The organism is Streptomyces sp. NPDC127092 (genome assembly GCF_042722475.1).
Classification (GTDB): Bacteria; Actinomycetota; Actinomycetes; order Streptomycetales; family Streptomycetaceae; genus Streptomyces.
The window spans coordinates 127,411-151,098 of record NZ_JBHXFE010000008.1 but is presented as its reverse complement, the minus strand read 5'-3'; the positions used below and the strand labels follow the sequence as shown (position 1 = coordinate 151,098).

Here is a 23,688-nt window from a genome sequence, read left to right as displayed (position 1 = left end):
GGTGTCTCGCCCTAGAGCTTCGCCGCCTTCAGCGCCATGTGCAGCAGCAGCCGGTCCTCGCCCGCGTCCAGGTCGAGGCCGGTGAGCTGTTCGACGCGGGAGAGGCGGTAGTACAGGGTCTGGCGGTGGATGCCCAGAGCGGTGGCCGTGCGGCCCGCCTGGCCGGCGTGGTCGAGGAACACCTCGGCCGTCCGGGCCAGTTCGGCCTGGGCGGGGGCGAGCAGGGCGCGTACGGCCGGGTCCGGCTCGGCCGGGGGCAGTGCGGTGAGCATCCGGTACGGGCCGATGGCGGCCCACTCCGCGAGCGGACCCAGGTGCGGCTGCGCGGTCGCCGCGCGGGCGGCGGACGAGGCCTCGCGCCAGGACGCGTCGAGGTCCGCGAGCCCGCGGCGGGGTGCGGCGATGCCGGCGACGGCCGCCGGACCCGCGGTGTCGCGCAGGCGGCCGGCCGCGGTGGTGGCGGGGGAGAGGTTGTCGCCCGACCGCAGACGCACGAGCACCGCGAGCGCGCGGGACGCGCCGCCCTCGGCGGGGACGGCACCCGGGGCGTAGGGGGCCGGGCCGGAAGCGTACGGACCGGAAACGTACGGGCCGGCGGGGAACGCCGAAGCCTGGGCACCCGGACCCGAGCCCGCACCGGCCGAGGGGCCCGCGCCCGGGCGTCGCCCGGAGCCCGCGCCCGTACCGGCCCCCTGGGCCGAGCCCGGACCTGACCCCGCGCCCGCGCCCGCACCGGTCGCGTGCGCCGTACCCGTACCCGTACCCGAGCCGGAGCCCGTGCCCGCGCCCCTGCGTCGGCCCGCGCCCCGGATCAGGTCGGCGCCGACCGTGGGCGGGGCGCCCGGCGTGGCCGGCGGTCGCCACGGCACGGCGCACAGGGCCGCCGCAGCGGGGACCGCGCGCGGGGACGGGGCGTCCTCGCCGGGCCAGGGCGCGAGGCAGACCAGCGCGTGCAGGCCGTCGGCGCCGGGGCCGAGGGCGGTGCGCAGGGCGGCGACGGCCATGTCGTACTGCCAGCCGCGTTCCGCCGTCAGGGTGGCGCGCAGCTCGCGGGAGAGGTCCGCGCCGGCACGCTCCTCGTCGGCGAGCAGTTCGCCGATCCGCGCGGCGACGTCCATGGCGGCGCTCAGCCGCTCGTGCGAGGGCCCCGGCTCGGCGTCGAGCAGCCAGACGTATCCGAGGACCACGCCCCGATGGCGTACGGGCAGGCAGATGCGGGCCCGGAACACGCCCGCGTCCGGGGCGGCCGGGATGCGCACCGGGCCGGTCGCCCGGGTGATGCCGAAGCCCTCGAACCAGGACCGCACCGCCGGGGTCGACTTCCTGGTCAGGATGGACCGCGTGCGGACCGGGTCCATGGCCGTGTCGTCATCGCTGTCGTGCGCGCCGAAGGCGATCAGCCCGAAGTCGCGGTTCTCCAAGGTCGCCGGAGTGCCGAGCAGCGCCGAGATCTCGTCGACCAGCTCCTGGTAATCGCCCTTCACGCCGCCATTCTCGCACCGATCCCGCCGCTCCTTCAGACAGATGTCTGAGAGCGGGGCCATGGATGCGTGACAGCTGTAGATGGCGGACGATCGGAGCGATCCTTAGGTTTCACGGTGGTTATCCGTGCTGTTCCCGGTTGGTTCCGAAAGACCGGGTACGGCACTTTTCGTCACCCTGCCCTCTGGAGGTCCCCGTGCTGGGTCCCGTGATCCTCGCCGCGTCGCGCAGCGACAAGATGCGCCGTTTCGTGTCGGCCGCCCCCGGGACCAAGCAGGTCGTGGCGCGTTTCATCGCCGGCGAGACGGTGAACGACGTCGTCCCGATCGTGCAGGACCTGGCCGCCCGCGGTCTGGAGGTCACCCTCGACGTCGTGGGTGAGGACATCACCACCGTCGAGCAGTCCTACGCCGCCCGCGACGCGTACCTGGAGCTGATCGAGCGCCTGAAGGAGCTCGAGCTCGGTGAGCGCGCCGAGATGTCGGTCAAGCTGTCGATGTTCGGCCAGTCCCTGGAGAACGGCCACGAGCTGGCCCTGGCCAACGTCCGCCCGGTCGTCGCGGCCGCCGCCGAGATCGGCACCACGGTCACCCTCGACGCCGAGGACCACACCACCCTCGACTCGATGTTCGCCATCCACGAGGAGCTGCGGAAGGACTTCCCGCAGACCGGCTGCGTCATCCAGGCGTACCTCTTCCGCACCGAGGAGGACGCCCGCCGCCTCGCCGCCAACGGCTCGCGCGTGCGGATCGTGAAGGGCGCCTACAAGGAGCCCGCGTCCGTCGCCCTCCAGGACAAGGCCGAGATCGACAAGGCGTACGTCCGGATCATGAAGATCCTCATGGAGGGCGAGGGCTACCCGATGATCGGGTCCCACGACCCGCGGCTCATCGCCGTCGGCCAGGAGCTCGCCCGCCGCGCCGGGCGCAAGCTGGACGAGTACGAGTTCCAGATGCTCTACGGCATCCGCACCGAGGAGCAGAACCGGCTCGCGGCCGAGGGCCACCGGATGCGCGTCTACACGGCCTACGGCACCGACTGGTACGGCTACTTCATGCGCCGCCTCGCGGAGAAGCCGGCCAACCTCCTCTTCTTCGTCCGCTCGATCCTCACCAAGGGCTGAGCCCCACACCCCTCAGAAGGAGTTCCGAGAACCATGGACGCTGTGACCCAGGTCCCCACTCCCGTCAACGAGCCGGTGCACGGCTACGCCCCCGGCTCCGCCGAGCGCACCCGTCTGGAGGCCAAGCTCAAGGAGCTGGCCGACAACCCGCGCGACCTGCCGATGACCATCGGCGGCGAGAAGCGCATGGGCGGCGGCGAGGAGTTCAAGGTCGTCCAGCCGCACAACCACAAGGCCGTCATCGGCACCTTCCGCGGTGCCACGCAGCAGGACGCCCAGGACGCGATCGACGCCGCCCTGGCCGCCGCCCCGGCCTGGCGCGCGATGTCCTTCGACGACCGCGCCGCGATCATCCTGCGCGCCGCCGAGCTGCTCGCCGGCCCGTGGCGCGAGACGCTGGCCGCCTCCACCATGCTCGGCCAGTCGAAGACCGCCCAGCAGGCCGAGATCGACACCCCGTGCGAGCTCGTCGACTTCTGGCGCTTCAACGTGGCGTACGCCCGCCAGATCCTGGCCGAGCAGCCGCCGGCCAACTCCCCGGGCGTGTGGAACCGTCTGGACCACCGCCCGCTGGAGGGCTTCGTCTACGCGATCACGCCGTTCAACTTCACGGCCATCGCGGGCAACCTGCCCACCGCCCCCGCCCTCATGGGCAACGTCGTGGTCTGGAAGCCGTCCCCGACCCAGACCCACTCCGCCGTGCTCCTCATGGAGCTCCTGGAGGAGGCCGGCCTGCCGAAGGGCGTCATCAACCTGGTGACCGGCGACGGCATCGCCGTCTCCGAGGTGGCCCTCAACCACCCCGACCTGGCCGGCATCCACTTCACCGGCTCGACCAAGACCTTCCAGCACCTGTGGAAGACGGTCGGCAACAACATCGAGAAGTACCGCTCCTACCCGCGGATCGTCGGCGAGACCGGCGGCAAGGACTTCGTCGTCGCCCACCCGAGCGCCGACCGCGCCGTCCTGAAGACCGCGCTGACCCGCGGTTCCTTCGAGTTCCAGGGCCAGAAGTGCTCCGCGTCCTCGCGGGCGTACATCCCGGCCTCCATCTGGAACGACGGCTTCAAGGAGGAGTTCGCGGCCGAGGTCGACGGCATCAAGATGGGTGACGTCACCGACCTGTCGAACTTCATCGGCGCCGTCATCGACGAGCGTGCCTTCGCCAAGAACAAGGCCGCGATCGACCGCGCCAAGGCCGACGCCTCGTGCACGATCGTCGCCGGCGGCACGTACGACGACTCCGAGGGCTGGTTCGTCCGCCCGACCGTCATCGAGTGCACCGACCCGGAGAACGAGGTCTTCACGACCGAGTACTTCGGCCCGATCCTCGCGGTGTACGTCTACGACGACGAGAAGTACGACGAGATGCTGACCCAGATGGAGTCCGTCTCCGACTACGCCCTCACCGGCTCGGTCATTTCCAACGACCGCGCCGCCGCCGCGTACACGATGGAGAAGCTCCGCTTCGCCGCGGGCAACTTCTACATCAACGACAAGTCGACCGGCGCCGTGGTCGGCCAGCAGCCCTTCGGCGGCGGCCGCGCCTCCGGCACCAACGACAAGGCGGGCGCCCCGCAGAACCTGATGCGCTGGACGCTGACCCGCGCCATCAAGGAGACGCTGGTGCCGCCGACGGAGTACGGCTACCCGCACATGGGCTGACGCCTCCGCGCCGCCCAGCGACGGCGTCCCTGATCACCGCCCCCCTCCTCGGTCCCCCAACTGAGGACGGGGGCGGTTCTCATGCGCCGGCCCGGCGCTTGAGGAAGTCGCCGACGAGCTCGGCGACCAGCGGGGCGTGGGTCTCCAGGGCGAAGTGGCCCGTGGGCAGGAGGTGGACCTCGGCGTCCGGGAGGTCGCGGCGGAAGGCCTCGGCACCGGCCGGGACGAAGACCTCGTCGCCCTCGCCCCAGACGGCGAGGAGCGGGACCCGGGAGCTGCGGAAGTACTCCTGGAAGGCGGGATACAGGGCGAAGTTGGAGCCGTAGTCCGCGATCAGGCGGGTCTGGATCTCGTCCTGGCCCGGCCGGGCCATCAGGGCGGCGTCGTGGTGCCAGGCGTCGGGGCTGAGCAGCTCCCGGTACTCGGCGGGCACGCCCGTCTCGTACTGCCACCGGATGCCGTCGAGGGAGCGGATGGCGCGGACGGCCGCCTCCGTCTCGGGGGTGCGCTCGGCGATCAGGGCGAGGACGGGGGCCCAGGCCTCCGCGCCCAGGCCTTCCTCGTAGGCGTTGCCGTTCTGGCTGATGATCGCGGTGATCCGCTCGGGATGCGCGAGGGCGAGGCGCAGGCCGATGGGGGCGCCGTAGTCCTGGATGTAGAGGGCGAACCGGTCGAGGCCCAGTGCGCGGGTGAACTCGTCGGTGAGCGCGGCCAGGGCGGCGAAGGTGTAGTCGAAGTCGGCGGCGTCGGGCGCGGCGCTGCGGCCGAAGCCCAGGTGGTCGGGGGCGATGAGACGGTGGCTCCCGGAGAGCCGCGGCATCAGGTCCCGGAACATGTGCGAGCTGGTCGGGAAGCCGTGCAGCAGGAGCAGCACGGGCGCGTCGGCGGGGCCCGCCTCCCGGTAGTGGATCTCGTGGCCGCGGACGGTGACGCTGCGGTGGTGGACCGGGAGCACGGACATCGTCTCTAACCCCTTACGTGGCGTTGAGTGGTTGCGAGGAGAGTCAAGCGCTCCATGTCTAACCTGTCAATAAACAATTGAGGGTTAGGTGTGGGCGGTGTGAGACTGGGGGCGTGAAGCTGTGGACCGCACCCACCCATGAACTCGGCTCCCGCAGGCTCCGTGCCGTGCGGGACCTTCTCGAGATCGCCTTCGAGGGCGTCTTCTCGGACGACGACTGGGACCACACCCTCGGCGGCGTGCACGTCTGGATCGAGGACGAACGGGGCCTCGCCGCGCACGGGGCCGTCGGCCAGCGGCGTGTGCTGCACCGGGGGCGCTCGTACCGCGTCGGGTACGTGGAGGGCGTCGCCGTCCGGGCCGACGTGCGGCGTCAGGGGCTCGGGGGCGCGGTGACGGGGGAGCTGGAGCGGGTGATCGACGGCGCGTACGCCTTCGGGGCACTCTCGGCCTCGGAGGCCGGCGCCGGGCTCTACCGGGGGCGCGGCTGGCGGGTTTGGGAGGGGCGGATCGAGACGCTGAGCCCGGACGGGATCGTCCGGCTCCCCGACGAGGAGGGCTCCACCTACCTCCGTCCGGCCGCCGGGCGCCCGCTTCCGGACGCCGCCGCCCCGCTCGTCTTCGACTGGCGGGACGGCGACGTGATGTGACGGGCCTATCGCCGTCTCAGATAGTAGGAAGTCCGAGTAATTGTGGAGACAGATGCGGGGTTCTCGCCTAGCTTTGTAGAAGCCGAACGTCCCGCTCCATCGAGCGCGGGCGGACGCGAGCGCGACGCCCCCAGGCAGGCAACCCCTGCGGCGGCGCTCCCCGCCCCTTTCCGGCGCCTTCGATCACCACGCCACTCCGCACCCGCACGTCCGGAGCACTGATCTCAAGGAGTCGATCCCTCATGGCCGCTCAGACCGCCCGCCGCGTCCGCCACTCCGCCCCCCACTCCAGCGACGAGGCCCGCAAGAACGCCGCCGCCGCTCTCCAGCGCGCCCTCGACCGCCGGGACAACGGCGGCTCCACCGGCCACTGACCCTTCGTACGGCTGTCCGTTCGTCCACATGGTGGACGGAGCGTGTCAGACGATGGGACGAAGAGTAGGGTGCCGACATGTCTCACAGCATCAATCTCGCAGTCATTCCCGGCGACGGCATCGGCCAGGAGGTCGTGGCCCAGGGCCTGAAGGTCCTCGCGGCCGCGCTTCCCCAGGACGTGAAGCTGGAGACGAAGGAGTACGACTTCGGCGCCCGGCGCTACCACGCCACCGGTGAGACCCTCACCGACGCCGACCTCGACGCCCTCAAGCAGCACGACGCGATCCTGCTCGGCGCGATCGGCGACCCGTCGGTCCCGTCCGGCGTCCTGGAGCGCGGCTTCCTGCTGAAGCTGCGCTTCGCGTTCGACCACCACGTCAACCTGCGTCCCTCGAAGCTGCTCCCCGGCGTCGCGACCCCGCTCGCCGGCCAGCCCGCGATCGACTTCGTCGTGGTCCGCGAGGGCACCGAGGGCCCGTACACCGGCAACGGCGGCACCATCCGCAAGGGCACCGAGCACGAGGTCGCCACCGAGGTCTCCGTCAACACGGCCTACGGTGTCGAGCGCGTGGTCCGGGACGCCTTCGCCCGCGCCCAGGCCCGCCCCCGCAAGAAGCTGACGCTGGTCCACAAGAACAACGTGCTGACCTTCGCGGGCCACCTGTGGACGAACATCTTCAACAAGGTCGCGGCCGAGTTCCCCGAGGTCACGACCGACTACCTGCACGTCGACGCCGCGACGATCTTCCTCGTCACCGACCCGGCCCGCTTCGACGTCATCGTCACCGACAACCTGTTCGGCGACATCATCACGGACCTCGCCGCGGCCGTCTCCGGCGGCATCGGCGTCGCCGCCTCGGGCAACATCAACCCGAGCGGTGAGTTCCCGTCCATGTTCGAGCCGGTCCACGGCTCCGCGCCGGACATCGCGGGCCAGGGCAAGGCCGACCCGACGGCCACGGTCCTCTCCGTCGCCCTCCTCCTGCGGCACCTCGGATACGAGTCCGAGGCCGCCCGGATCGAGGCGGCCGTCGCCGCCGACCTCACCGAGCGCGGTGACGCGGTCCGCAGCACGGACGAGATCGGCGACGCGCTCGCGGTACGAGTAGCGAGCTGACCCGCCGCTGACATCACCCAGCCGCCGGGTCGCACCTCGCACCCGGCGGCTGTACCTGTGCGGTCGCGGGGTGCCACCATCGAACCCTGGACCGTGCACACACCGTTTCGTGCACCGGCCCCCACGCGCGATAATCGAACGTGGGGCCGCGGCATGCGGGAAAGCTCGGACGTCCTAGCAGTGACTTGCGTGGCTGCGGAGCGGCGTGAGCGCGGTCCGACCCACACAACCGGTGAAGGACAAGCACCCATGACGACGCCCACCATCGAGCTCAAGCCCTCCTCCAGCCCGCTGTCCGACGCGGAGCGCGAGGCGATCCTGGCCAACCCGGGATTCGGCCGGCACTTCACCGACCACATGGTCACCATCCGCTGGACCGAGGGCCGCGGCTGGCACGACGGCCAGCTCGTGCCGTACGGCCCGCTCTCCCTCGACCCGGCGACCAACGTCCTGCACTACGCCCAGGAGATCTTCGAGGGCCTGAAGGCCTACCGCCGTCCCGACGGTTCCGTCGCCAGCTTCCGTCCCGACGCCAACGCCCGCCGCTTCCAGCGCTCCGCGCACCGGCTCGGCATGCCCGAGCTGCCGGTCGAGACCTTCATCGAGGCCTGCGACGTCCTGGTCCGGCAGGACGAGGCCTGGGTCCCGGCGCACGGCGGCGAGGCCTCGCTCTACCTGCGCCCGTTCATGATCGCGACGGAGGTCGGCCTGGGCGTCCGCCCGGCCAACGAGTACCTCTTCGTCGTCATCGCCTCGCCGGCCGGCCCGTACTTCCCCGGCGGCGTCAAGCCCGTCTCCATCTGGGCCTCCGAGGACCGCGTCCGCGCCGTCCCCGGCGGCATGGGCGACGCCAAGACCGGCGGCAACTACGCCGCCTCGCTGCTCGCGCAGGCCGAGGCGGCGGAGAAGGGCTGCGACCAGGTCTGCTACCTCGACGCGGTCGAGCACAAGTGGGTCGAGGAACTCGGCGGCATGAACCTGTACTTCGTGTACGGCGACAAGATCGTCACCCCGACCCTCAGCGGTTCCATCCTGGAGGGCATCACCCGCGACTCGCTGCTCCAGGTCGCCAAGGACCTCGGCTACGAGTCCGAGGAGGCCCGCGTCTCCATCGACCAGTGGCAGGCCGACACCGAGAACGGCTCGCTCACCGAGGTCTTCGCCTGCGGCACCGCCGCCGTCATCACCCCGGTCGGCACGGTCAAGTCCGCCCGGGGCGAGTGGCAGCAGTCGGGCGGCGAGCCCGGCGAGGTCACGATGAAGCTGCGCGAGGCGCTGCTCGCCATCCAGACCGGGACGGCCGAGGACGTCCACGGCTGGATGCACGAGCTGGGCAGGTAGGACCCGACTCCGGAGCTACGACTCCGAGTCCACCAGGGCGCCCGGGACGGTCACCGTCCCGGGCGTTTCCGTGTCGCCGGCGGCCTGCTGAGCCGGCGTCAGCACCGCGTACAGCACGCCGCCCACGATCCCGGACAGCACGAAGCTGCAGTCGATGCCGCCGGTGAGGGCGAGCAGCGGGCCCTCGTAGAGCGGGGTCGAGACGGCGGCCAGGCCCACGGCCGCGCCGATCACCCAGGAGAACGTGGCACGCGGGTGCCAGCCGGCCGAGAACCAGTAGGCGCCGCCGCGCGCACGCCGGTTGTAGACCTGGAGCGCCTCCGCGTCGTACGTGCCGCCGCACCGCCGGTGCCCGATCAGGGTGATGACCGCCCACGGCGTGCCGATCGCGGTGAGCAGCAGCACGAAGGAGGTCATCGCGGTCTGCGCGTCCGAGGCGAAGTGGCCGAGGAAGACGAAGGCCGTGGCGACGGCCGCGACGACCAGGGTCGCGCGGGCCCGGGTGGCCTTCGGCAGGATCGCGTCGAGGTCCAGGCCCATCGAGTAGAGCATCAGTCCGGCGTTGCCGACGGAGCCGGCGGTGGCGGCGAGCAGCAGCGGGACCAGGTACCAGACCGGCGAGGCCGCGACCAGCGGCCCGGCGTAGTCGGCGCCGGCGCCGGCCGCGAGCGCGGTGAAGGTGCCGAAGAGCTGGGGCACGAGCAGGCCGACGACCAGGCCGAGACAGGTGGCCCGCCAGACCTTCTTCGGGCTGTGCTTCTCCGGCGAGATGTAGCGGGTGTAGTCGCCGAGCAGGGTGATGAAGGCGACCGGGCCGCTGAGTCCGGCGGCGACCGCCGAGAGCAGCCAGGTCGGCCAGAACGAGCCGAGCAGGTACGGCGTGTCCGCCACGGGCGCGGCGGTGAAGTCACCGGCGTACGCGACGAGGCCGATCGCGAGCAGCACGGTCATGCCGATCGCCAGGGCCTGGCTCAGCTTGAGCAGCAGCCGGTAGCCGTAGACGGCGCCGACCACGGTGAGGGCGGCGAGCAGCCCGTACACGGCGGCGTGCGTCGCGCCGCCGGTGGGCAGGCCGATCAGGCGCTCCAGCGTGCCGACCATCACGTCGCCGCCGATCCACAGGGTCAGCGCGGTGTAGCCGAGCGAGAGCAGCAGGCCGACGACCGAGCCGACCAGCCGGCCGCGCACGCCGAAGAAGGCGCCGGACGAGGTGGAGAGGTTGGTGGCGGTGCGCAGCGAGATCAGCGCGAGCGGGGCGGTGACGGCGACGCCGACGAGGGTGCCGGCGACGACGGAGGTCACCGAGGCCCAGAGGCCGAGGCCGAAGGAGACCGGCAGCCAGCCGAAGACGATCACGCCGAGGCAGAGGTTGGAGCCGAGCAGGATCGAGACGAGGTCGCGGGGACCGCTGGTGCGTTCCACCTCGGGGATGGTGTCGACTCCGCGCTGTTCTATCGCCATGGGGACTCCCGGGGGCAGGGGTGGGGGCGGGGCGGGGGAGTGGGGGGTAGGGGCCGGATCCGCCGTGAGGGGATCCGCTGCGAGCGACGTTTTTAGAGTGACGCTCAATGTCAGCCAATGTGACCCATTCCTGTCGGCCACGTCAATGCTTGGAAGATGGCTCACCAACATTTAGAGTGTCACTCAAACAGGAGGTGTACGGAAGTGCGACTGACCCCCACGGAACGCGACCGGCTGCTGCTCTTCGGCGCCGCCGAGCTCGCCCGGGCCCGCCGGGCCCGCGGCCTTCGGCTCAACGTGCCCGAGGCGACGGCCCTCATCGCGGACACGGTCTGCGAGGCGGCCCGCGACGGCAAGCGACTCGCCGAGGCGATCGAGGCCGCCCGCTCCGTCCTCGGACCCGAGGACGTGCTGCCCGGCGTCGCCGACGTCGTCACCGAGGTCCACGTCGAGGCCGTCTTCGACGACGGATCCCGGCTCGCCGTCGTCTCCGACCCGATCGGCGGCGGCTCGCTCGGAGCGGACGCGCCCGGCGCGCTGCTGCCCGGGCCCGCGTCCGAGGAGACCACTCCGGCGGTCACGCTGACCGTCCGCAACACCGCAGCCGTCCCGGTCAGCGTCACCTCGCACTTCCACTTCTTCGAGGCCAACCCGCGCCTCGACTTCGACCGCGCCGCCGCCTACGGCATGCGGCTCGCGATCCCGGCCGGCGCCTCCTTCCGCTTCGACCCGGGCGGCGAGGCCGAGGTCGGCCTGGTGCCCATCGGCGGCGCCCGGGTCGCCATCGGCTTCGCGGGCCTCGTCGACGGCCCGCTGGACGCCCCCGGGGCGAGGGAAGAGGCCCTCCGCAGGGCCGCGGCGTGCGGATATCTCGGCGCGGGCGCCACCCCCGACTACCTGTCCTCGGCGCCGTTCGCGACCCCGAAGGAGGAGGACTGATGGACCCCTACGAGTACGCCTCCGTGCACGGCCCGCGCGCCGGTGACCGGGTGGTCCTCGGTGACTCCGGCCTCGTCGTGCGCGTCGAGTCCGACTCCCAGAAGCCCGGCGACGAGTTCCTCGCCGGCTTCGGCAAGACCGCCCGCGACGGGCTCCACCTGAAGGCCGCGGCCGTCCGCGAGACCTGCGACGTGGTGATCAGCAACGTCCTCGTGATCGACGCCGTCCAGGGCATCCGCAAGGTGTCCATCGGCATCCGCGAGGGCCGCATCCACGCCATCGGCCGCGCCGGCAACCCCGACACCCTCGACGGCGTCGACGTCGTCGTGGGCACCGGCACCTCGATCGTCTCCGGCGAGGGCCTGATCGCCACCGCGGGAGCCGTCGACACCCACGTCCACCTGCTGTCGCCGCGCATCATGGAGGCGTCCCTCGCCAGCGGTGTCACGACCGTCATCGGCCAGGAGTTCGGCCCCGTCTGGGGCGTCGGCGTCAACTCGCCCTGGGCCCTGCGCCACGCCTTCAACGCCTTCGACGCCTGGCCGGTCAACATCGGCTTCCTCGGCCGCGGCTCCTCCTCCGACCCGGCCCCGCTGGTCGAGGCGCTCGCCGAGGGCGGCGCGTCCGGCTTCAAGGTCCACGAGGACATGGGCGCCCACACCCGCGCCCTCGACACCGCGCTGCGGGTCGCCGAGGAGTACGACGTCCAGGTGGCGCTGCACTCCGACGGCCTGAACGAGTGCCTGTCGGTCGAGGACACCCTCAAGGTCCTCGACGGCCGGACGATCCACGCCTTCCACATCGAGGGCTGCGGCGGCGGACACGTACCGAACGTCCTCAAGATGGCGGGCGTGCCGAACGTCATCGGCTCCTCCACCAACCCCACGCTGCCCTTCGGCCGTGACGCGGTCGCCGAGCACTACGGCATGATCGTCTCCGTCCACGACCTGAAGACCGACCTGCCCGGCGACGCGGCCATGGCGCGCGACCGGATCAGGTCCGGGACGATGGGCGCGGAGGACGTCCTGCACGACCTCGGCGCGATCGGCATCACGTCGTCGGACGCGCAGGGAATGGGAAGGGCCGGCGAGACCGTACGCCGGACCTTCGCCATGGCCGGGAAGATGAAGGCCGAGCTCGGCCCCATGGAGGGCGACGGCGCGCACGACGACAACGCGCGCGTCCTGCGCTACATGGCCAAGCTCACCATCAACCCGGCGATCGCCCACGGCCTCGCGCACGAGATCGGCTCGATCGAGGTCGGCAAGCTGGCCGACATCGTGCTGTGGCGGCCGGAGTTCTTCGGCGCCAAGCCGCAGCTGGTGCTGAAGTCCGGCTTCCCCGCGTGGGGGGTCGTGGGCGATCCGAACGCGGCCACCGACACCTGTGAACCGCTCGTCCTCGGTCCGCTGTTCGGCGGGCACGGCGCGACCGCCGCCGACATCTCGGTCGCGTTCGTCGCCCAGGCCGCCGTCGACCTCGGCGGCGACCGGCTGCCCACCCGGCGCCGTCGCGTCCCGGTCCGCGGCACCCGCGGCATCGGCCCCGCCGACCTGCTGCTCAACTCGCGCATCGGAGACGTCCAGGTCGACGGCCACACCGGCCTCGTCTCGCTGGACGGCTCGCCGATCCGCTCCGAGGCGGCCGACTCCGTCTCCCTCAACCGCCTCTACTTCCTCTGATCCCGCTAGGACCTGAATCCATGACGTACCGCATGCCCGCCGAGTGGACGCCGCACGAGCGCACCTGGATGGCGTGGCCCACGCACAACTCCACGTTCACGAACGAGGAGGAGCTGGCACGGTCGCGTGCCGCCTGGGCCTCCGTGGCCCGGGCCGTACGCCGCTTCGAGCCGGTCACGCTGGTGGTCGCCCCTGGCGAGGCGGGCTCCGCCCGCGCCCTCCTCGGCGAGGACGTCGAGATCCTGGAGCGCGAGCTGGACGACGCCTGGATGCGCGACATCGGCCCCACCTTCGTGAAGGACGAGGAGGGCCGGCTGGCCGCCGTGGACTGGGTGTTCAACGGCTGGGGAGCCCAGGACTGGGCCAGCTGGGAACACGACTCCAAGATCGCCCGCCACGTGGCGGACGCGGCGGGCGTCCCGGTGCTGAGCAGCGCCCTGGTGAACGAGGGCGGCGCGATCCACGTGGACGGCGAGGGGACCGTACTCCTCACCGACACCGTGCAGCTCGGCGCGGGCCGCAACCCCGAGTGGAACCGCCAGGAGGTCGAGGCCGAGATCCACGCGAAGCTCGGCACCACCAAGGCGATCTGGCTCCCGCACGGCCTGGCCGGCGACTACGGCCTGTTCGGCACGCAGGGCCACGTCGACATCGTCGCCGCCTTCGCCCGCCCCGGCACCGTCCTGGTCCACAGCCAGCAGAACCCGCTCCACCCCGACTTCGAGCGCTCCCGCCTCTACGTCAACCTCCTCCGCGGCCAGACCGACGCCCAGGGCCGCCCCCTGGAGGTCATCGAGGTCCCGGCCCCGACCGTCCTCAAGGACGAGGAGGGCGACTGGGTCGACTACTCGTACATCAACCACTACCTCTGCAACGGCGGCGTCGTGCTCTGCGCCTTCGACGACCCGCACGACGAGGTCGCCGCGGAGATCTTCCGCCGCCTCTTCCCGGAGCGCGAGGTGGTCCTGGTCGACGCCCGCGAGATCTTCGCGGGCGGGGGCGGCATCCACTGCATCACCCAGCAGCAGCCGGCGGTCTGAGAAACCCGCTGGTCGTGGCCGCACGCCCTGTGACAGCGTGCGGCCATGAGCATCCACCCCTCCGGCCGGTACGTCCTGACCTACCTGTACTCCGTCGTCGACGACGCCTGGTACGTGGAGCTGGACGAGGTGGCGGGGCAGCGGCAGCTGGCGATCGGGATCGTGCCCGACGAGGACCCGGCGCGGGAGCCCACGGTCTGGTTCGCCGAGCGGCGGAGCGGGCGGGACGTCCCGTACGACGTCGTGCGCTGGTTCATGGACGCGGTGGAGCGGGAGATCCGTACCTCCCGGGACTGGATGGAGCTGCGGCCCGAGATCGTCGAGGTGATCCACGAGCTGCGGCAGGAGCACCTGGGCGTGATCGACGACGAGGACCTGCCGCCCGTGCTCGCGGGGCTGCGCGCCCGGGTGCCCGAGGCCGACCTGGCCGACGTGATGCTGCACGCCTTCGGTCGCGGGCCCGACGGCGGGATCCCGGACAACGGATGATCCTGTAGAACGTACGAGTGAGTCAGAGCAGCGACCCGACCCCGACCCCGGCCCCCCACCCGCGCCGCCGCAACCAGGCCGCCCCGCCCCGCGAGGAGGTGCTCGCCGCGGCCATGGACACCATCGCCGAGCGCGGGCTAGACGGGCTGACCATGGCCGGGCTCGGGCGGCAGGTCGGGATGAGCAGCGGGCACCTGCTCTACTACTTCGGCACCAAGGACGAGCTGCTGCTGCAGACGCTCGAATGGAGCGAGGGCCGGCTCGGGGCCGAGCGCAGCGCGCTGCTCTCCGCCCCCGGGACCGCGCGGGAGCGGCTCGACGGATACGTGGACGTGTACGTGCCGGACGGCCCGCGCGACCCGCACTGGACGCTCTGGCTCGAGGTGTGGAACCGCTCGCAGAACGCCGACGACGACGCCCGCGCCCGGCAGGCCGCCATCGAGGGCGCCTGGCACCGCGACCTCGTCGCGATCCTCGCAGAGGGCGTCTCGCGCGGCGAGTTCCGGCCGATCGACCCGGACCGTTTCGCGCACCGGATGCGCGCCCTGCTCGACGGCTTCAGCGTGCACGTGGCGGTCGGCATCCCGGGCACGGGGCGCGACCAAGTCCTCGCTCATGTAAGGGAGTTCGTCGCCGAAACGCTGCTTCCGTGACCGTTAGGCACGTAAGTACTCCTGATCGTTGTCCCGTGCACCCTTGTTGCCGCCCGGGCGCCTCCGGCACGGTTCGGGGCCATGGGACGAGAACACTGGAAGAAGATCTGGGTCGGTTCGGCCGGCAACATGGTCGAGTGGTTCGACTGGTTCGTCTACGCGAGCTTCGCGACCTACTTCGCGGGGGCGTTCTTCCCCGAGGGCAACGACACCGCCAAGCTCATGAACACGGCCGGCATCTTCGCCGTCGGCTTCTTCATGCGCCCGGTCGGCGGCTGGCTGCTCGGCCGGGTCGGTGACCGCAAGGGCCGCAAGGCGGCCCTGACCCTCACCGTGACGCTCATGTCCGCCTCGGCGCTGCTCATCGCCGTCGCCCCGACCTACGCCGTCGCCGGATACGGCGGCGCCGCGGTCCTCCTCGTCGCCCGCCTCCTCCAGGGCCTCTCCGTCGGCGGCGAGTACGCCGCCAGCGCCACCTACCTCACCGAGGCGTCCGCACCGAAGCACCGGGGCTTCGCCTCCAGCTTCCAGTACGTGTCGATGACGGCCGGCCAGATCCTCGGCCTGGGCCTGCAGATCGTCCTCCAGCGGACCATGTCCGCCGAGGCCCTGCACAGCTGGGGCTGGCGCATCCCCTTCATCGTCGGCGCCCTCGGCGCGGCCGTCGTCTTCTACCTGCGGCGCAGCATGCTGGAGACGGAGGTGTACGAGGAGACCGCGGACGCCGGGGTCGCGAGCGGCGACAAGGGCACCGTCAGGGCCCTGTGGGCGCACAGGCGCGAGGCCTTCCTCGTCATCGCGCTCACCATGGGCGGCACGGTGGCCTACTACACGTACACCACCTACCTCACCAAGTACCTGTCCAACTCCGCCGGACTGCCCAAGCAGACCGCGACCCTGGTCTCCTTCTGCGCGCTGATCGTCTTCGCCTGCCTCCAGCCGCTCGCCGGCCGGCTCTCCGACCGGATCGGCCGCCGCCCGCTGCTCATCACCTTCGCGGTCGGCTCCACCCTCCTCACCGTGCCGATCATGACGATGCTCCAGCACGCGGGCTCCTTCTGGCCGGCCCTCGGCCTCTCCCTGCTCGCCCTCGTCGTCGTCACCGGCTACACCTCGATCAACGCCTGCGTGAAGGCCGAGCTCTTCCCGACCGGCATCCGCGCGCTCGGGGTCGCCCTGCCGTACGCGATCGCCAACGCCCTGTTCGGCGGCACCGCCGAGTACGTGGCGCTGTGGTTCAAGGACGCGGGCGCCGAGTCCGGCTACTACTGGTACGTCGCCGGCTGCGCCGCCGTGTCGCTGGTCGTCTACGTCACCATGCGCGAGACCCGGGACATCGACCTCGGCCGGGTGGGCCGCGACGCCCCGGGCGGGGCCGGGGCCGCCGCCCCGCCCGTACGGACGAGGGAAGCCGCCGCCGATTCCGCATCGTGAGATCCGCGTCCATGGCCGCGCGCGGGTGTGGCAGACTGCCGGCGTGCTTGCTACCGCCATGATTATCGGCAGCAGCGCGCCGGTCCGCAGTGACCGCTGACCGTGGGACCCCAACCCCCGCGGCGGCGGCCACCGTGCCCCAGACCCGCGCGCAGACCTCTCGCACCCGCGAGGGGTTTTTTCGTTTTCCGGCCCCACCTCCGCCGGAAGCGGACAGCGCGTGAGAATGGGGGCAAGTGGATCCAGACCTTCCGGAGCCACATCCGACAGGAGCCAACACAGTCATGACCACGGAGAACGCCGAGAGCGGGCGCCCCGGCGCCGGGCGCGTCGACGACAGCTTCCATGTCTTCGACACCACGCTGCGCGACGGAGCCCAGCGCGAGGGCATCAACCTGACGGTCGCGGACAAGCTGACCATCGCACGGCACCTCGACGACTTCGGCGTCGGCTTCATCGAGGGCGGCTGGCCCGGTGCCAACCCGCGCGACACCGAGTTCTTCGCGCGCGCACGCCAGGAGATCGCGTTCAAGAACGCGCAGCTCGTCGCCTTCGGCGCCACCCGCCGGGCCGGCGGCAGCGCCGCCGAGGACCCGCAGGTCAAGGCGCTGCTCGACTCCGGCGCCCCGGTGATCACCCTCGTCGCCAAGTCGCACGACCGGCACGTCGAGCTGGCGCTGCGCACCACCCTCGACGAGAACCTGGAGATGGTCCGCGACACCGTCGCCCACCTGCGCTCCCAGGGCCGCCGCGTCTTCGTCGACTGCGAGCACTTCTTCGACGGCTACAAGGAGAACCCCGGCTACGCCAAGGCCGTGGTGCGCACCGCGCACGAGGCCGGCGCCGACGTCGTGATCCTCTGCGACACCAACGGCGGCATGCTCCCCGCCCAGGTCCAGGCCGTCGTCTCCACCGTCCTCGCCGACACCGGGGCCCGCCTCGGCATCCACGCCCAGGACGACACCGGCTGCGCCGTGGCCAACACCCTCGCCGCCGTGGACGCCGGGGCCACCCACGTCCAGTGCACCGCCAACGGTTACGGCGAGCGGGTCGGCAACGCCAACCTCTTTCCGGTCGTCGCGGCCCTGGAGCTCAAGTACGGCAAGAAGGTGCTGCCCGAGGGCGCGCTCGCCGAGATGACCCGGATCTCGCACGCCATCGCCGAGGTCGTCAACCTCACCCCCTCCACCCACCAGCCGTACGTCGGCGTGTCCGCCTTCGCGCACAAGGCGGGCCTGCACGCCTCGGCCATCAAGGTGGACCCCGACCTCTACCAGCACATCGACCCCGAGCTGGTCGGCAACACCATGCGGATGCTGGTCTCCGACATGGCGGGCCGTGCCTCCATCGAGCTGAAGGGCAAGGAGCTCGGCGTCGACCTGGGCGGCGACCGCGCGCTGGTCTCCCGGGTCGTCGAGCGGGTCAAGGAGCGCGAGCTCCAGGGCTACACGTACGAGGCCGCCGACGCCTCCTTCGAGCTGCTGCTCCGCGAGGAGGCGGAGGGCCGCCCGCGCCGCTACTTCCGCACGGAGTCCTGGCGCGCGATCGTCGAGGACCGCCCGGACGGCACCCACGCCAACGAGGCCACCGTGAAGCTGTGGGCCAAGGGCGAGCGGATCGTCGCCACCGCCGAGGGCAACGGCCCCGTCAACGCCCTCGACCGGGCGATGCGGGTCGCGCTGGAGCGGATCTACCCGCAGCTCGCCAAGTTCGAGCTGGTCGACTACAAGGTCCGCATCCTCGAAGGCCGGCACGGCACCGAGTCCACGACCCGGGTCCTGGTCACCACCAGCGACGGCAACGGCGAGTGGGCGACCGTCGGCGTCGGCGAGAACGTCATCGCGGCCTCCTGGCAGGCCCTGGAGGACGCCTTCACGTACGGACTGCTGCGGGTGGGCATCGACCCGGCCGAGTAGGAGGGGCCGACTGTCCTTATATGTCTCGTTCTGCCCCATTCGGGGTAGCGTCAAGACATGAGGACCAGGCCGTTCCCCCTCGTGTCGGCGCTCGCCGGCCTCGCGCTGCTGCTGCTCCTGGTCCTGGCCCCGTCCGCGGGGGCCAGGGCCACGGGCCTGTCCGACGCGGCCGCGGCCCTGAAACAGGGTCCGGTCTACGTCGATCCCGGCGCCGCGGACCAGCTGTCGACGGCCGACGCGGCCGCCCTCGCCCAGAAGATCAGGGACGCGGACAAGCCGCTCTTCGTGGCCGTGCTGCCCGCGAGCGCGCAGTTCCCGCCGGAGAACCTGCTGCGCAACCTGCGCACCGAGACCGGTGTGACCGGGCTCTACGCCGTACGGCTGGGTGACGGGTTCAACGCCGCCGCGGACTCCTCGGTGATGTCCCGCGACGCCGTGGCCAACCTCGTGACGGCCGTACGCCAGCCCGGCGTGGACGCCGAGACCGAGCTGAACAACTTCGTCGACCAGGCGCTGCCCACCCTGCGCGGCTCCGCCCCCGCCTCCTGGGGCACGGCGGGCGAGGACTCCGGCGTGCCGGTGGCCGGTCTGGTCACCCTCGGCGCGGTCGTCGTGGCCGGCGGCGCCGGCGCCTACGCGGTCGTCCGGCAGAAGAGGCGCCGCAAGGAGGCCGAGGAGCGCGCCGCCCTCGACAAGCTGCGGGTCGTCGTGGACGAGGACATCACCGCCTTCGGCGAGGAGCTGGAACGGCTCGACTTCCACCCGGCCGAGGCCGGCGCCGACGACGCCATGCGCGGCGACTACGAGCGGGCCCTGGACGCGTACGACAAGGCCAAGTCCCTCATGGGCTCGGTCACCCGCCCGCACGAGGTGCGCGGGGTCACCCGGGCCCTGGAGGACGGCCGCTTCTCGCTCGCCGTCCTCGCCGCCCGCCGCGAGGGCCGGGCGCTGCCCGAGCGGCGCCCGCCGTGCTTCTTCGACCCGCGCCACGGCCCCGCCGCCGAGGACCGGACCTGGGCCCCGGCGGGCGGCTCGGCCCGCCAGGTGCCGGTCTGCGCCGCCGACGCGGCCCGCCTCGACGACGGACTCGACCCGCGGGCCCGCACCGTCGACACCGACGACGGCCGCCGCCCCTACTGGGAGGCCGGCCCCGCCTACGGCCCCTGGGCGGGCGGCTACTTCGGCGGCGGCATGCTCCCCGGCCTCCTGGTCGGCACCATGCTCGGCTCGATGCTCTCCACCCCGGCCTACGCGGGCGAGTACGGCGGCGGCGACTTCCAGGACTTCCAGGGCGGCGACTTCTCCGGCGCCGACTTCAGCAGCGGCGACTTCGGCTCGGGCGACTTCGGCGGCGGAGGCGGCTTCGACGGCGGCGGGGGCTTCGACGGAGGCGGCGGGTTCTGAGCCCGCCCCGGCCCGCGGAGGCCCGCCCCGCCCCGCCGAGGCCCGCCCCGGCCCGCGGAGGCCCGCGGGGCTCAGACCAGGGGCTTCACCGACATCAGCAGATGGCGATGGGTCCCGGCCCCGTCGTCGGTGGCATCGGTGATCAGCGCCCGCTGTCCGGGACCGAGCAGCCGCAGCCCGATCTCCGGCGCGTCGAACGAGCCCAGCGCGTCCAGCAGGTAGCCGGGGTTGAAGGCCACCGTCATCGCGTGGCCGCCCCTCAGGGCGGCGGGCAGCCGCTGTGAGGCCACGTCGTCCTCGTACCCCGCCTGGAGGTGGACCGTCGCACCGTCGAAGGCCAGCCGGACGGGGCTGTCGCCCTCCGCGACCACCGCCACCCGCTTCACCGCCTCGACCAGCGGGGCCCGCTCCATGACGGCCACCGCGTGCTCCCCGAGCGCGAAGAGCTTGTCGTGCCGGGGCAGCCGCCCGTCGATGAGCCGGGTGGTGGTCCGGCGCGCCAGGCTCTCGAAGCCGACGGAGCCGCCGTCGAGGGCCAGCCGGACCGTCCCCGCGCCCGCGTGCGAGCGGGCGATCTCGGTCAGCCGCCGGGCGGGCACCACCACGTCGACGGTGCCTTCGAAGGGGCCCTCCGGCCGCCACTGGAGGGTCCGCACCGCGTACCGGTAGCGGTCGGTCGCGGCCAGCGTCATCGTCGTGCCGTCCAGGCCGAGCCGTATCCCGGTGAGCACCGGCAGCGAGTCGTCACGGCCGGCCGCTACTGCCACGTGCCCGACGGCCGCCGCGAAGGCGTCCGCGTCCACCTCGCCGCGCCGCTCGGGCAGCGCCGGCCGGTCCGGGTAGTCGTCCAGGGGCAGCAGCGAGAGCCCGAAGCGGGCCTCGCCGCCGGTCACCGCGAGCCGGGCCCCGTCGGTCGCGCAGGCGACCGGGCCGTGCGGCAGCACCTTGCAGATGTCGAGCAGCCGCCGCCCGAGGACCAGCGCCCTGCCGTCCCGCAGGACGTCGGCGTCCACCTCGATCCGCGCCGAGGCCTCGTGGTCCAGGCCGGACACGGCGAGCCGGCCGTCCGCCGCCTCCAGGAGCAGGCCGCCGAGCACGGGTACGGGGGAGCGGGCGGGCAGCACGCGGGCGGCCCAGGCCACGGCCTCGGCCAACGCCCCGCTGTCGATACGGAATTCCATGCCGGCGACGCTAGCGACCACCACTGACAACCGCGGGGAATCCCGGCGGGCCCGTGATCGTTACGCCCTGTCGGAGGCATCGCGTGAAGACGAGGGGGGAGTGCGCGATGAGCGAGGTGCGGGGCACGGTGGCGCCCGGTTTCGAGTCCGTACGGGAGGAGTTCGCCGGGGTCGCCGCGGCCGAGGCGCGTGACGGCGGCGCCCAGCTCGTGGTCTACCACCGGGGCAGGCGCGTGGTCGACCTGTGGGGCGGTGACGGGGTCGAAGGCGACTCGCTGCTCGCGCTCTATTCCTCCGCCAAGGGCGCCACCGCGCTGGTCGCCGCGCTCCTCGTGCAGGACGGCGCGCTCGACCTCGACCGTGAAGTGGCCTTCTGGTGGCCCGAGTTCGCGGCTGAGGGCAAGGGCGGGGTCACCCTGCGGCAGTTGCTCGCCCACCGCTCCGGTGCGATCGGCACCGCCGACGGCTTCACGCCCGACGAGCTCGCCGACGACCGCCGGGTCGCCGCGCGGGTCGCCGCCCACCGGCCGTACTGGGAGCCGGACACGGGCCACGGCTACCACGCCCTGACCTTCGGCGCGCTGGTCGGTGAAGTGGTGCTGCGGGCCACCGGCCGGACGGTCCAGGAGCACCACGAGGAGCGGATCAGGGAGCCGTACGGGCTCGACTACCACCTCGGCCTGCCCGAGGAGCTCGAGTCCCGCTTCCGTCCGGCGCTTCCGGTGCTGCCCACGCCCGCCCAGCAGGCACTCCAGGCGGCGAACCCGGTCGCGCCCGACAGCCTCCTGGCCGTCGCGTTCGGCCTGCACGCCGAGCAGCCCTTCGACGCCGTGGCCTACGGGAACTCCCGGGCCGTGCACGCCGCGGCCCCGCTCTCCGGCGGTGGCGTGGGCAGCGCGCGCGGCTTGGCCCGGATGTACGCGGCGGTGGCGGGCGAGCTCGACGGCCGGCCGCCGCTGTTGAAGCCCGAAATCCTCGCCGAGGTCTCCCGGGTGCACTCCTCCGGCACGGACCTGGTGACCGGCGAGCGGAACGCCTTCGGCCTCGGATTCGTGCCGCTCGCCACCCGCCATCCCGAGCTCGGTCCGACCGCCGTCGGTCACAGCGGCGTCCCGGGCTCCCAGTCCTTCGCCGACCCGGGCCGCGGCCTCGCCTACAGCTACGCCCGTCGCCGCTTCGCCTTCGCCGCCGGTCCCGGCGCCCGGGAGAACGACCGGCTGATACGCGCGGTGGCGGCCGCCGCCGACCGGGCCGCGGCCTGAGGGGCCGGGCCGGGGTGCGCGTGGCCGGGGCCTGAGGAAACACCACCGCCCGGCAGCCCTGGGGGCTGCCGGGTCCGGAGTGGGTGCCGCGGAGGCCGTCGGGCTCAGGCGGCGTTCTTGATGGCGGAGATGTCGAAGTTCAGCTTCACCTTGTCGCTGACCATGACGCCGCCGGTCTCCAGGGCCGCGTTCCAGGTCAGGCCCCAGTCGGAGCGCAGGATCTCGGCGGAGCCCTCGAAGCCGACCCGCTCGTTGCCGTAGACGTCGGTCGCGGTGCCGTTGAACTCCAGGTCGATGGCGAGCGGCTTGGTGACGTCCTTGATCGTCAGGTCGCCCTTGACGCGGTACTTGTCGCCGCCGAGGTGCGCGGCCTCCGTGGAGCGGAAGGTCATCAGCGGGAAGGCGTCGGCGTCGAAGAAGTCGGCGCTGCGCAGGTGGTTGTCGCGGTCGCCGATGCCGGTGTCGATCGAGGCGATCCGGACGTCGATGGCGGCGCTGGAGGCGGCCGGGTCCGAGCCGTTCAGCTGCAGCGTGCCCTCGTGCTCGGCGAAGGTGCCGCGGACGTTGGTGACCATGGCGTGACGGACGGTGAAGCCGATGCTGCTGTGCGCCGGGTCGATGGTGTAGTCGCCGGTCAGGGCGGCCAGCGCCGGGTCGACGGGGAGGGTGGCGACGGCGGTGGCGGCGGACTCGGTGGTGTTCTTGCGGCCGAAGAGACCCATGACGTGCTCCTTGGGGACGGTGCGCGGGGGGCGCTGGTCGTGCATTCGTTGAACCTTCAACGACATCGACCATAGACCTATTCCGTTCAACTTTCAACATCTATGGAAAAGGTTCACCCGGACGGCGCCAGCCGGTCTCCCGCGCCCTCTGGCGGACGCGCGTAGAACTGCGGCACCATCTCCCTGCGCGACCAGCACCACCTGCACCGCCGTCCCCACCGCCACGGTCATCCGCAGGAGGCACCTGTGAAGCTCCGCTCCGTCCTCACCGCCCTCGCCCTCGTCCTCGGCGCCCTCTTCGCGCCGGGCTTCGGCGTCCTCTCCAGCGCCACCGACGCCCACGCCGTCACCAAGATCAGTCACGCCACCGCGACCTCGATGTTCCGCGAGGTCGGCATCACCTGGTCCTCGTCCGGCGGCTGCTCGGACCGCTACAACTCCACCTGCACGTCCTTCGAGCAGCTCAACCTCGCCACCGCGCAGGGAGCCCAGACCCTCAAGCGTGCCAGCGGCTGCGCCCTCAACATCACCGGCGGCACCGAGGTCGGCCACGCCAGCGGCACGTACTCGCACTGGAACGGCTACAAGCTCGACTACAGCAAGTACACCTGCGTCGGGAACTACATCAAGAACACCTTCACCTACATCGGCCTGCGCGGTGACGGCGCCCCGCAGTGGAAGTCCGGCTCCGGCAACATCTACGCCGACGAGGGCAACCACTGGGACGTCACCTACTACAACTGCGGTGGCTGCTGAGCGACTTGGACTAACCGCAGGAGGTTGTTGGACTG

The 23,688-nt window shown here is 72.2% G+C and carries 21 protein-coding genes; 16 read left to right on the top strand and 5 right to left on the bottom strand.

Annotated elements, in window-relative coordinates:
• Window positions 1-11: 11 nt before the first annotated feature.
• A complete protein-coding gene (locus ACFWJO_RS09660; RefSeq protein ID WP_386864177.1) occupies window positions 12-1,484 on the bottom strand; it encodes a PucR family transcriptional regulator in 1,473 nt (490 codons plus the stop codon).
• Between the two features lie 194 nt (window positions 1,485-1,678).
• Between ACFWJO_RS09660 and ACFWJO_RS09655 the strand changes: the two genes are divergently transcribed.
• A complete protein-coding gene (locus tag ACFWJO_RS09655; protein WP_386864176.1) occupies window positions 1,679-2,605 on the top strand; it encodes a proline dehydrogenase family protein in 927 nt (308 codons plus the stop codon).
• A 33-nt stretch (window positions 2,606-2,638) separates the two neighbouring features.
• Entirely contained in the window at window positions 2,639-4,270 is a 1,632-nt protein-coding gene (gene pruA, locus ACFWJO_RS09650) for an L-glutamate gamma-semialdehyde dehydrogenase (RefSeq protein ID WP_386864175.1), read from the top strand.
• Between the two features lie 79 nt (window positions 4,271-4,349).
• Here pruA and ACFWJO_RS09645 read toward each other — a convergent pair whose 3' ends face one another.
• On the bottom strand, window positions 4,350-5,231 hold the full coding sequence (locus ACFWJO_RS09645; RefSeq protein ID WP_386864174.1) for an alpha/beta fold hydrolase: 882 nt from the start codon (window positions 5,229-5,231) through the stop codon (window positions 4,350-4,352).
• A 113-nt stretch (window positions 5,232-5,344) separates the two neighbouring features.
• Between ACFWJO_RS09645 and ACFWJO_RS09640 the strand changes: the two genes are divergently transcribed.
• The 4 genes from ACFWJO_RS09640 to ACFWJO_RS09625 all read left to right on the top strand — a co-directional run bounded on the left by ACFWJO_RS09640 (window position 5,345) and on the right by ACFWJO_RS09625 (window position 8,714).
• A complete protein-coding gene (locus tag ACFWJO_RS09640; RefSeq protein ID WP_386864173.1) occupies window positions 5,345-5,881 on the top strand; it encodes a GNAT family N-acetyltransferase in 537 nt (178 codons plus the stop codon).
• A gap of 242 nt (window positions 5,882-6,123) precedes the next feature.
• Window positions 6,124-6,255 (top strand): hypothetical protein, encoded by a 132-nt coding sequence (locus ACFWJO_RS09635; RefSeq protein ID WP_386864172.1) that lies wholly within the window; start codon window positions 6,124-6,126, stop codon window positions 6,253-6,255.
• A 77-nt stretch (window positions 6,256-6,332) separates the two neighbouring features.
• The gene (locus ACFWJO_RS09630; RefSeq protein ID WP_385692677.1) at window positions 6,333-7,373 is read left to right on the top strand and encodes a 3-isopropylmalate dehydrogenase; all 1,041 of its coding nucleotides are present in this window, start codon (window positions 6,333-6,335) and stop codon (window positions 7,371-7,373) included.
• Between the two features lie 249 nt (window positions 7,374-7,622).
• Window positions 7,623-8,714 (top strand): branched-chain amino acid aminotransferase, encoded by a 1,092-nt coding sequence (locus ACFWJO_RS09625; protein ID WP_384416886.1) that lies wholly within the window; start codon window positions 7,623-7,625, stop codon window positions 8,712-8,714.
• A gap of 15 nt (window positions 8,715-8,729) precedes the next feature.
• On the opposite strand, the gene ACFWJO_RS09620 is transcribed toward ACFWJO_RS09625, so the two are convergent.
• Complete coding sequence (locus ACFWJO_RS09620; protein ID WP_386864171.1) at window positions 8,730-10,175, bottom strand: cytosine permease; 1,446 nt, start codon at window positions 10,173-10,175, stop codon at window positions 8,730-8,732.
• A 204-nt stretch (window positions 10,176-10,379) separates the two neighbouring features.
• Here ACFWJO_RS09620 and ureA point away from each other — a divergent pair, with 204 nt between their 5' ends.
• The 8 genes from ureA (at window position 10,380) to ACFWJO_RS09580 (ending at window position 19,732) form a co-directional block, all read left to right on the top strand.
• On the top strand, window positions 10,380-11,114 hold the full coding sequence (gene ureA / locus ACFWJO_RS09615; protein ID WP_386864170.1) for an urease subunit gamma: 735 nt from the start codon (window positions 10,380-10,382) through the stop codon (window positions 11,112-11,114).
• The gene (locus ACFWJO_RS09610; RefSeq protein ID WP_386864169.1) at window positions 11,114-12,796 is read left to right on the top strand and encodes an urease subunit alpha; all 1,683 of its coding nucleotides are present in this window, start codon (window positions 11,114-11,116) and stop codon (window positions 12,794-12,796) included. The genes ureA and ACFWJO_RS09610 overlap by 1 nt, the downstream gene beginning before the upstream one ends.
• 20 nt (window positions 12,797-12,816) lie before the next feature.
• Window positions 12,817-13,836: an agmatine/peptidylarginine deiminase gene (locus ACFWJO_RS09605; protein ID WP_386864168.1), complete on the top strand. Its 1,020-nt coding sequence runs from the start codon at window positions 12,817-12,819 to the stop codon at window positions 13,834-13,836.
• 45 nt (window positions 13,837-13,881) lie between these two features.
• Window positions 13,882-14,325 carry a hypothetical protein gene (locus ACFWJO_RS09600; protein WP_386864167.1) on the top strand — a complete coding sequence of 148 codons (444 nt, stop codon included), beginning with the start codon at window positions 13,882-13,884 and terminating at the stop codon, window positions 14,323-14,325.
• 113 nt (window positions 14,326-14,438) lie between these two features.
• Window positions 14,439-14,978, top strand: a complete 540-nt coding sequence (locus tag ACFWJO_RS09595) for a TetR/AcrR family transcriptional regulator (protein ID WP_386864218.1) — start codon at window positions 14,439-14,441, stop codon at window positions 14,976-14,978.
• Window positions 14,979-15,059: 81 nt separating this feature from the next.
• Window positions 15,060-16,412: an MFS transporter gene (locus ACFWJO_RS09590; RefSeq protein WP_386864166.1), complete on the top strand. Its 1,353-nt coding sequence runs from the start codon at window positions 15,060-15,062 to the stop codon at window positions 16,410-16,412.
• Window positions 16,413-16,696: 284 nt separating this feature from the next.
• Window positions 16,697-18,328, top strand: coding sequence for a citramalate synthase (cimA, locus tag ACFWJO_RS09585; protein ID WP_386864165.1), 1,632 nt, complete (start codon window positions 16,697-16,699; stop codon window positions 18,326-18,328).
• 57 nt (window positions 18,329-18,385) lie between these two features.
• Window positions 18,386-19,732, top strand: coding sequence for a hypothetical protein (locus ACFWJO_RS09580; protein ID WP_386864164.1), 1,347 nt, complete (start codon window positions 18,386-18,388; stop codon window positions 19,730-19,732).
• A gap of 71 nt (window positions 19,733-19,803) precedes the next feature.
• Here the strand turns inward: ACFWJO_RS09580 and dnaN are convergent, their stop codons facing one another.
• Window positions 19,804-20,913: a DNA polymerase III subunit beta gene (dnaN, locus tag ACFWJO_RS09575; RefSeq protein ID WP_386864163.1), complete on the bottom strand. Its 1,110-nt coding sequence runs from the start codon at window positions 20,911-20,913 to the stop codon at window positions 19,804-19,806.
• A 107-nt stretch (window positions 20,914-21,020) separates the two neighbouring features.
• Here dnaN and ACFWJO_RS09570 point away from each other — a divergent pair, with 107 nt between their 5' ends.
• Window positions 21,021-22,175: a serine hydrolase domain-containing protein gene (locus tag ACFWJO_RS09570; protein ID WP_386864162.1), complete on the top strand. Its 1,155-nt coding sequence runs from the start codon at window positions 21,021-21,023 to the stop codon at window positions 22,173-22,175.
• A gap of 104 nt (window positions 22,176-22,279) precedes the next feature.
• Here the strand turns inward: ACFWJO_RS09570 and ACFWJO_RS09565 are convergent, their stop codons facing one another.
• A complete protein-coding gene (locus ACFWJO_RS09565) occupies window positions 22,280-22,897 on the bottom strand; it encodes a YceI family protein (RefSeq protein WP_386864217.1) in 618 nt (205 codons plus the stop codon).
• Window positions 22,898-23,143: 246 nt separating this feature from the next.
• Between ACFWJO_RS09565 and ACFWJO_RS09560 the strand changes: the two genes are divergently transcribed.
• Window positions 23,144-23,653, top strand: a complete 510-nt coding sequence (locus ACFWJO_RS09560) for a hypothetical protein (protein ID WP_386864161.1) — start codon at window positions 23,144-23,146, stop codon at window positions 23,651-23,653.
• Window positions 23,654-23,688: the final 35 nt, after the last annotated feature.

Bases quoted from the DNA above. Each gene is read 5' to 3' on its own strand.
- ACFWJO_RS09625 (WP_384416886.1), top strand. From the start codon at position 7,623: ATGACGACGCCCACCATCGAGCTCAAGCCCTCCTCCAGCCCGCTGTCC.
- ACFWJO_RS09645 (WP_386864174.1), bottom strand. From the start codon at position 5,231: ATGTCCGTGCTCCCGGTCCACCACCGCAGCGTCACCGTCCGCGGCCAC.
- ACFWJO_RS09590 (WP_386864166.1), top strand. From the start codon at position 15,060: ATGGGACGAGAACACTGGAAGAAGATCTGGGTCGGTTCGGCCGGCAAC.
- ACFWJO_RS09610 (WP_386864169.1), top strand. From the start codon at position 11,114: ATGGACCCCTACGAGTACGCCTCCGTGCACGGCCCGCGCGCCGGTGAC.
- ACFWJO_RS09600 (WP_386864167.1), top strand. From the start codon at position 13,882: ATGAGCATCCACCCCTCCGGCCGGTACGTCCTGACCTACCTGTACTCC.
- ACFWJO_RS09565 (WP_386864217.1), bottom strand. From the start codon at position 22,897: ATGGGTCTCTTCGGCCGCAAGAACACCACCGAGTCCGCCGCCACCGCC.
- ACFWJO_RS09630 (WP_385692677.1), top strand. From the start codon at position 6,333: ATGTCTCACAGCATCAATCTCGCAGTCATTCCCGGCGACGGCATCGGC.
- ACFWJO_RS09605 (WP_386864168.1), top strand. From the start codon at position 12,817: ATGACGTACCGCATGCCCGCCGAGTGGACGCCGCACGAGCGCACCTGG.
- cimA (WP_386864165.1), top strand. From the start codon at position 16,697: ATGACCACGGAGAACGCCGAGAGCGGGCGCCCCGGCGCCGGGCGCGTC.
- ACFWJO_RS09595 (WP_386864218.1), top strand. From the start codon at position 14,439: ATGGACACCATCGCCGAGCGCGGGCTAGACGGGCTGACCATGGCCGGG.
- ACFWJO_RS09570 (WP_386864162.1), top strand. From the start codon at position 21,021: ATGAGCGAGGTGCGGGGCACGGTGGCGCCCGGTTTCGAGTCCGTACGG.
- ACFWJO_RS09580 (WP_386864164.1), top strand. From the start codon at position 18,386: ATGAGGACCAGGCCGTTCCCCCTCGTGTCGGCGCTCGCCGGCCTCGCG.
- ACFWJO_RS09635 (WP_386864172.1), top strand. From the start codon at position 6,124: ATGGCCGCTCAGACCGCCCGCCGCGTCCGCCACTCCGCCCCCCACTCC.
- dnaN (WP_386864163.1), bottom strand. From the start codon at position 20,913: ATGGAATTCCGTATCGACAGCGGGGCGTTGGCCGAGGCCGTGGCCTGG.
- ACFWJO_RS09620 (WP_386864171.1), bottom strand. From the start codon at position 10,175: ATGGCGATAGAACAGCGCGGAGTCGACACCATCCCCGAGGTGGAACGC.
- pruA (WP_386864175.1), top strand. From the start codon at position 2,639: ATGGACGCTGTGACCCAGGTCCCCACTCCCGTCAACGAGCCGGTGCAC.